The following is a 6,896-nucleotide window of genomic DNA, read 5'->3' as shown; positions in this document are numbered from 1 at the left end:
GTCATCGTGGCGGTAGCTCGATCTCAGATCATCAAAGGAGCACGTGCAGCGCATCAGCCGCCGCACTCAAACAGGGCCGCCCTCAGGCCGCCCTACTCCGCCGCGGTCACGCTCTCCGGCGCCTTCGCGCCATTGCCGTAGCGCTGGTCGATGTAGTCGATGACCAGGGCCTTGAAGTCGGCGGCGATCGTGGGCCCGCGCAAGGTGCGGAACTTCTTGCCGTCGACGAACACAGGCGCGGCCGGTGCTTCGCCGGTGCCGGGCAGCGAGATGCCGATATTGGCGTGCTTGGATTCGCCGGGGCCGTTGACGATGCAGCCCATGACGGCGACGTTGAGCGCCTCGACGCCCGGGTATTTCGTCTTCCAGGTCGGCATCTCGTCGCGGATGAAATCCTGGATCGAGCGCGCCAGCTCCTGGAACGTGGTCGAGGTGGTGCGGCCGCAGCCCGGGCACGCCGCGACCAGCGGCACGAAGGTGCGGAAGCCCATGGTTTGCAGCAGCTCCTGCGCGACCTGCACCTCGAGGGTGCGGTCACCGCCGGGCTCGGGGGTCAGCGAGATGCGGATGGTGTCGCCGATCCCCTGCTGCAAGAGGATGCCGAGCGCGGCCGAGGAGGCGACGATGCCCTTGGAGCCCATGCCGGCCTCGGTCAGGCCAAGATGGATGGCGTAGTCGGAGCGCGCGGCGAGATCCTGATACACCGCGATCAGGTCCTGCACGGCCGACACTTTGGCCGACAGGATGATGCGGTCCTTCGGCATGCCGAGCTCCTGCGCGCGCTCGGCCGAGTGCAGCGCCGACTGCACCATGGCCTCGCGCATGACGGCGCGGGCGTCGCGCGGGTTCGCGGAGGCCGCGTTCTCGTCCATCAGCTTCGACAGCAGCTCCTGGTCGAGCGAGCCCCAATTGGCGCCGATGCGCACCGGCTTGCCGTATTTGTTGGCGAGCTCGATGATGGTCGAGAACTGGGTGTCGCGCTTGTCCTTGAAGCCGACATTGCCGGGATTGATGCGATACTTCGCCAGCGCCTCGGCGCAAGCCGGGTACTCGGTCAGCAGCTTGTGGCCGATATAGTGGAAGTCGCCGATCAGCGGCGTGGTGATGCCGCGCTTGTCGAGCTGCTCGCGGATGTGCGGGACGGCCGCGGCCGCCTCGTCGCGATCCACCGTGATGCGGACCATCTCCGACCCGGCGCGCGCCAGCGCTGCGACCTGGGCCACCGTGCTCTCGACATCGGCGGTGTCGGTGTTGGTCATGGACTGGACCACGATCGGCGCCCCGCCGCCCACGGCGACGTTGCCGACCATGACTTTGGTGGTCTGATGCCGGGGAGCGGGTCCGGCGATGTCGTTCTGGGGCATGATCTCGGGCTTGTTCATGGGCGCTCGGATATCAGGTTTTGGTGACGGTCAGCAATGGATCAGTCGCGGCGGCGACCGCACGGTTCGGGCGGTTGACGAGAAAAAGGCCAATGATCACAAGCACGGCGGCGAGGCCAAAGGCCAGCGTCAGGGCGTCATGCAGGATGAAATAGCTCGCCACCACGCCGAATAAAGGGGTGATGAAGGTAAATGCCGACAATTTGCTGGCCGAATAGGCCTTGATCAGCGCGAACCAGATCGTGAAGGTGGTGCCGACCACCCAGATCGCCTGGTAGGCGAGCAGCCCGATCACGAACGGACTGGGAACCTGGGTCAGCCGCTCGCCGGCGATCAGCGCGGCTGCGGCCATGATCGGGACGGAGACGGCAACCTGGTATCCCAATGCCCGCTCGGGCGCGATCAGGCGCATCCGGGTGCCCTTGATGAACACCGTCGTCACGCCCCAGAGCAGGCCGCCGCCGACCACCAGGAGGTCGCCGAGCAGGACGCGGCTGTCGACATTGGCCTGGGGGATGCCGATCGCGAGCGCCACGCCGGTGAAGCTCATCGCCAGCCCACCCCATTGCGCGGGGCCGAGGCGCTCGCCGAGGAAGCGGAACGAGCCGAGCGCGACGAAGAACGGCGCGGTGTAGAGGAAGACAACCGCCCGCGAGGCCGAGGTCAGCAGCAGGCCTTGATAGATTAGCACGAACTCGAAGCCGAACAGCGCGCCCGCGATCAGGCCGAGCCAGAGCGTACCGTCGCGCTCGAACATTTTCACGCCGCGCAGCTGCGCGAAGATCAGCAGCACCGGCAGCGCGCCCGCCGAGCGGAACGTCGCCTGCAGCATCGGCGGCACCTCCGGCAGCGCCAGCTTGATCGCGATCTGGTTGAACGCCCAGGACAGGCAGAGCACGAGCGTGACGGCGATGGCGCCCGGGCCGAGCGGCCGGGTGGCGGCGGACGAGGAGGACGTTGCGGACACGAGGAATGGGGCTCCCTGAGGCGTTTCTGCTTTTGGACCGCGGCGGACTGCGGTCGGAGTGGTCTTGGTCCGCGTCGTCAGGCGAACGCTAGGCCGGCAGCGGTGGTGCCCGCCTCTCCCCGCGCGCGGGGAGAGGCCGGATTGCATCGCAAGATGCAATCCGGGTGAGGGGGGTTGTCGGCACGGTCGGTGCGTGTGGCTGCCCCTCACCCCAGCCCTCTCTCCGTGAAGGACGGGGAGAGGGAGCGCACTGCTGGCGCGGTGAGGGCTCGAATACGATGATTAGTTGGACGTGTACACCTTGCGGCGCGGCAACGGTCTCACGCGGCCTTCTGGCAGTGCGCGCAAAGGCCGGTGATTTCGACGACCGACATCTTCGGCAGGAAACCCGATGCCGCCGCCGCGCTCTTGAGGCTGTCCGCGATTGGCGCGGCCGGAACTTCGCCGACCGCGCCGCAGCTTTCGCAGATCAGGAACGCGACCAGAGCCGTCTGCTCGTGGTCATGGGCGCAGGCGAGGAACGCGTTGCGGCTTTCGATGCGGTGCACCAGGCCGTTGACCATCAGGAACTCGAGTGCGCGATACACCGTGATGGGAGCCGGCCGCGTCCCCGCCTTGGCGAGTTCCTCGATGATTTCGTAGGCGCCGAGCGGGCGATGGCTCGACAGCAGCGCCTCCAGCACCTGGCGGCGCTGCGGCGTGAACTTCTGGCCGCGCTGGGCGCAGACGCGCTCGGCATGATCGAGGGCATCGGCCGCGCAGCGGCCGTGATCGTGGTCGGGCGCTGGAAAGGTGGGCTTTGCGAGGGTCATTGCTCGGCAATCTAGCATTTCCCGCCCCGCTCGCCAAAGGCTGCCGTCCAGCCATGCATTCCCGGCGGAGCCGGCCCGCGACAAATCCGACGTGAAAAATTCATAAGCTTGCTTATGATATATGAGACTTATTGCAGACCAAGCTCAGTTCCCCTCCTCCGTTCCCGAATCGAGATCAGCATGACCCGCGCGTCCGCGGACGTGAATTTCCTGTTTACGCTCGGCGAGCTGCAGCGACTGATGCGCGCCTATGCCGACAAGGAAGCGGCGCGCTTCGGCATGACCCGGGCGCAATGGGCAGTGCTCGCCAAGGTCGAGCGCAACGAGGGGATGAAACAGTCCGAGCTCGCCGAGCAGCTGGAGATGCAGCCGATCACGCTCACCAGGCTGATCGACAAGATCGCGGATGCCGGGCTGATCGAGCGCCGCGGCGACGAGACCGACCGCCGCGTCAACCGGCTGTATCTGAGGAAGGCCGCGCGTCCGTTGCTAGCCAAGCTTGCGGTGCTGCGCGGCGAGATCACCGAGACCGCGCTGGACGGCATCAGTCCCGCCGATGCCGAGCGACTGACGGCCCAGCTCGAAGCCATCAAAGAAAACGTGAGAAACGCCCTGCAGTCCCTGTGTGACGAGCAGCGAAAGGAGCAGCGCTATGGCTGAGCCCGCCCTGAAACTCGCCCCCGAACAGAAGGCCAACCCGGACGCGGCGCCTGCCGCCGCTGCTGCGAAGCCGGCGCGTCCCGGGTTCCTGCGCCGCTATCGCCGCACGCTGCTGCTGGTGGTGCTGCCGCTCGTCGCCGCGGTCGGCGGCTTCGTGCTGTATCTCAACGGCGGCCGCTACGTCACCACTGACGACGCCTATGTCGGTGCGCAGAAGGTGCTGATCACGCCCGATATCTCCGGCAAGATCATCAAGGTGGTCGTCAAGGAAGGCCAGCAGGTCCAGAAGGGCGATGAGCTGTTCGAAATCGATCCCGTCCCCTATCGCCTGGCGGTCGACCAGGCCAAGGCGGCGCTGGCGCAGGCGCGGACCAGCTATGAGAACCTGACCGCCAATATCAAGATCTACGGCCAGATGCTCGATCTCGCCCAGCAGGGCATCGACCTCAAGCAGAAGGACGTCGAGCGCAAGCAGACGCTCGCCAAGAACAATTTCGGCTCGCAGCTCGATCTCGACAACGCCGCGAACGCGCTGGTGACCGCGGGAGCACAGGCGCAATTCATCAAGCAGCAGCTCTCCAACGCCAAGACCCAGCTACTCGGCAATCCCGACCTGCCGCTGGAGGAGTTCCCGCCTTACGTCCAGGCCAAGGCCAAGCTCGAGGACGCCCAGCGCGACCTCGACCATACGACGCTGCGTGCGCCGATGCCGGGCATCGCCACGCAGGTCGACCAGATCCAGCTCGGCCGCTTCGTCGCCGCGGGCACGCCGGTGTTCTCGGTAATCGACATCAGCAATCCCTGGGTCGACGCCAATCCGAAGGAGAGCGACTTCACCTATGTCGCGGTCGGCCAGCCGGTCGAGCTCGACGTCGACGCCTTCCCGAACCACCGCTTCAAGGGCACGGTCAGCTCGCTGTCGCCCGGAACGGGTGCGCAGTTCGCGATCCTGCCGCCGCAGAACGCCACCGGCAATTTCGTCAAGGTGGTGCAGCGCGTGCCGGTGCGGATCGCTTTCGACAAGACCGACAAGTTCGTCGGCAGGCTCAAGGCCGGCATGAGCGTCAACGTGTCGATCGATACCGGCCATGAGCGCACGCTCGCCGGCCTGTTCGGATCGGCGCACGCGGCCGACAAGGACGAATAGCGCCATGACCGCGCCGGCAGCCTCATCGGCGGTTCCGGGCCTCCGCCGCAACATGGTGACGATCTGCGCCATGACGGCGACGATCATGCAGGCGCTCGACACCACCATCGCCAACGTCGCCCTGCCCTACATGCAGGGCACGCTGTCGGCCTCGCAGGACCAGATCAATTGGGTGCTGACGTCCTACATCGTCGCGGCGGCGATCATGACCGCGCCGGTGGGGTGGATCGCCAACCGCTTCGGCCGCAAGCGCACCTTCATCATCTGCTCGGCCGGCTTCACGATCGCGTCCGTGATGTGCGGCCTCGCCCAGGACATTACGCAGATGGTGCTGTTTCGCCTGCTGCAGGGCGTGTTCGGCGCCTCGCTGGTGCCGCTGTCGCAGGCCGTGATGCTCGACTCCTATGCGCTGCACGAGCGCGCCAAGGCGATGGCGATCTGGGGCATGGGCGTGATGCTCGGCCCGATCATGGGACCGTCGCTCGGGGCGTGGCTGACCGAGACCTATTCCTGGCATTGGGTGTTCTTCGTCAACCTGCCGTTCGGCGCCGTCACCGTGCTCGGGCTGATGGCGTTCATGGAGGAGACCAAGCCGAACGCCGAGCTGACCTTCGACTGGTTCGGCTTCATGGCGCTCGCCATCGGCATCGGCTCGCTGCAGATCGCGCTCGACCGCGGCGAGGACCAGGGCTGGCTCGAGAGCAACGAGATCATCATCGAGTTCATCGTCGCCGGCGTGGGCTTCTATTACTTCCTGGCGCATTCGTTGACCACCAAGCGGCCGTTCATCCAGTTCGCGCTGTTCAAGGACCGCAATTTCGTCGGCGGCTGCGTATTCATGACGGTCATGGGACTGGTGCTGTTCTCGACCATGGCGCTGTCGTCGCCGTACCTGCAGAACGTCATCGGCTATCCCATCATCACGGCCGGCGTGCTGCTGGCGACGCGCGGCTGCGGCACCTTCGTCGCGATGATGCTGGTCGGGCGCCTGCTGCGCTACATCGAGGCGCGCACCCTGATCATCGTCGGCCTGTCGCTGACCGCGCTGTCGCTGTTCCAGATGACGGCGTGGACCGACCAGACCGGCGTGCCCGAGATCATCACCATCAGCATCATGCAGGGCTTCGGCTTCGGCCTCGTCTTCGTGCCGCTGTCGACGGTGGCGTTCCTGACCTTGCCGGGCGAGCTGCGCACCGACGGAACCTCGATGCTGACTTTGGTCCGCAATGTCGCAAGCTCGATCGGCATTTCCATCGCCATCGCGCAGCTGACCGAGGGGACGCGGCGGAACCATGCCATCCTTGTCGAGCACATCAATCCGTTCAATCACGCGCTGCAGATGCCGAACGTGGCGGGTCTCTTGAACCTCTCCACCGATGCAGGTCGTGCAATGGCCGACGCGATGGTGATGGTTCAGGCGCAGATCCTCGCCTTCTCGCACGACTACCAGCTGGTCATGACGTTCATCCTGGTCTCGATCCCACTCGCTGTCATGATCGGCTCGACCCGCACGGCGCTGCGTCAGCAGTCCACGCCGGCCGATCATGCCGTGATGGAGTGATCGCGTCCGGTGAACGGCACGTGCGCTGTTCGGACGCAGTGTGGCGGGAGTAGCAAAAAGGTGACCGCTACGTGATGGATTTGTAACTTCAATCCGGCGCGTTTCCGGCTATCTTGTCCCTACCCCACTCGGTTCTCTGCGTATGAGTTGCGCGCAGGGACTGCACTCATGAGCGCCCCACTCGTGATGTGCCGGGCGGGGGCGGTGGCTCCTCCAGCGCCGCCCCCAGCCCCGGGGATTTTTTCCCGAGCATGCGGTGAGCCGGTCCACACCGATTGCCGGCATACGTCGACTTCCATCATCGCGATCGGTGTTTGTCGCACGACCGGCCTATCCTCCGGCCTGCCTTAAGATGGATCACGCGGTA

General features: G+C 65.8%; 6 protein-coding genes. 3 read left to right on the top strand and 3 right to left on the bottom strand.

Translation table 11 applies throughout. The annotated features are described in order from the left end of the window. Nucleotides 1-92 precede the first annotated feature (92 nt). From ispG to BRAO375_RS26545, 3 genes are all read right to left on the bottom strand, one after another. Complete coding sequence (ispG, locus tag BRAO375_RS26555; RefSeq protein ID WP_009030525.1) at nucleotides 93-1,382, bottom strand: flavodoxin-dependent (E)-4-hydroxy-3-methylbut-2-enyl-diphosphate synthase; 1,290 nt, start codon at nucleotides 1,380-1,382, stop codon at nucleotides 93-95. A 13-nt stretch (nucleotides 1,383-1,395) separates the two neighbouring features. After that, entirely contained in the window at nucleotides 1,396-2,349 is a 954-nt protein-coding gene (locus BRAO375_RS26550; protein WP_009030524.1) for a DMT family transporter, read from the bottom strand. 320 nt (nucleotides 2,350-2,669) lie between these two features. Continuing rightward, the gene (locus tag BRAO375_RS26545) at nucleotides 2,670-3,161 is read right to left on the bottom strand and encodes a Fur family transcriptional regulator (RefSeq protein ID WP_009030523.1); all 492 of its coding nucleotides are present in this window, start codon (nucleotides 3,159-3,161) and stop codon (nucleotides 2,670-2,672) included. Nucleotides 3,162-3,341: 180 nt separating this feature from the next. On the opposite strand from BRAO375_RS26545, the gene BRAO375_RS26540 reads away from it, so the two are divergent. From BRAO375_RS26540 to BRAO375_RS26530, 3 genes are read left to right on the top strand one after another with little or no spacing between them, the layout of a single operon-like run. Further along, on the top strand, nucleotides 3,342-3,821 hold the full coding sequence (locus tag BRAO375_RS26540; RefSeq protein ID WP_009030522.1) for a MarR family winged helix-turn-helix transcriptional regulator: 480 nt from the start codon (nucleotides 3,342-3,344) through the stop codon (nucleotides 3,819-3,821). Continuing rightward, nucleotides 3,814-4,968 carry an HlyD family secretion protein gene (locus BRAO375_RS26535; protein ID WP_009030521.1) on the top strand — a complete coding sequence of 385 codons (1,155 nt, stop codon included), beginning with the start codon at nucleotides 3,814-3,816 and terminating at the stop codon, nucleotides 4,966-4,968. The genes BRAO375_RS26540 and BRAO375_RS26535 overlap by 8 nt, the downstream gene beginning before the upstream one ends. Before the next feature lie 4 nt (nucleotides 4,969-4,972). Continuing rightward, entirely contained in the window at nucleotides 4,973-6,529 is a 1,557-nt protein-coding gene (locus tag BRAO375_RS26530) for a DHA2 family efflux MFS transporter permease subunit (protein ID WP_035642366.1), read from the top strand. Nucleotides 6,530-6,896: the final 367 nt, after the last annotated feature.

It is taken from the genome of Bradyrhizobium sp. ORS 375 (genome assembly GCF_000239775.1).
Taxonomy (GTDB): domain Bacteria; phylum Pseudomonadota; class Alphaproteobacteria; order Rhizobiales; family Xanthobacteraceae; genus Bradyrhizobium.
Note: the sequence above shows the minus strand (reverse complement) of the source record. Positions and strands in the feature narration are given on the sequence as shown.

Coding starts and splice junctions, on each gene's coding strand:
- ispG (WP_009030525.1), bottom strand. CDS start 1,382: ATGAACAAGCCCGAGATCATGCCCCAGAACGACATCGCCGGACCCGCT.
- BRAO375_RS26545 (WP_009030523.1), bottom strand. CDS start 3,161: ATGACCCTCGCAAAGCCCACCTTTCCAGCGCCCGACCACGATCACGGC.
- BRAO375_RS26540 (WP_009030522.1), top strand. CDS start 3,342: ATGACCCGCGCGTCCGCGGACGTGAATTTCCTGTTTACGCTCGGCGAG.
- BRAO375_RS26535 (WP_009030521.1), top strand. CDS start 3,814: ATGGCTGAGCCCGCCCTGAAACTCGCCCCCGAACAGAAGGCCAACCCG.
- BRAO375_RS26530 (WP_035642366.1), top strand. CDS start 4,973: ATGACCGCGCCGGCAGCCTCATCGGCGGTTCCGGGCCTCCGCCGCAAC.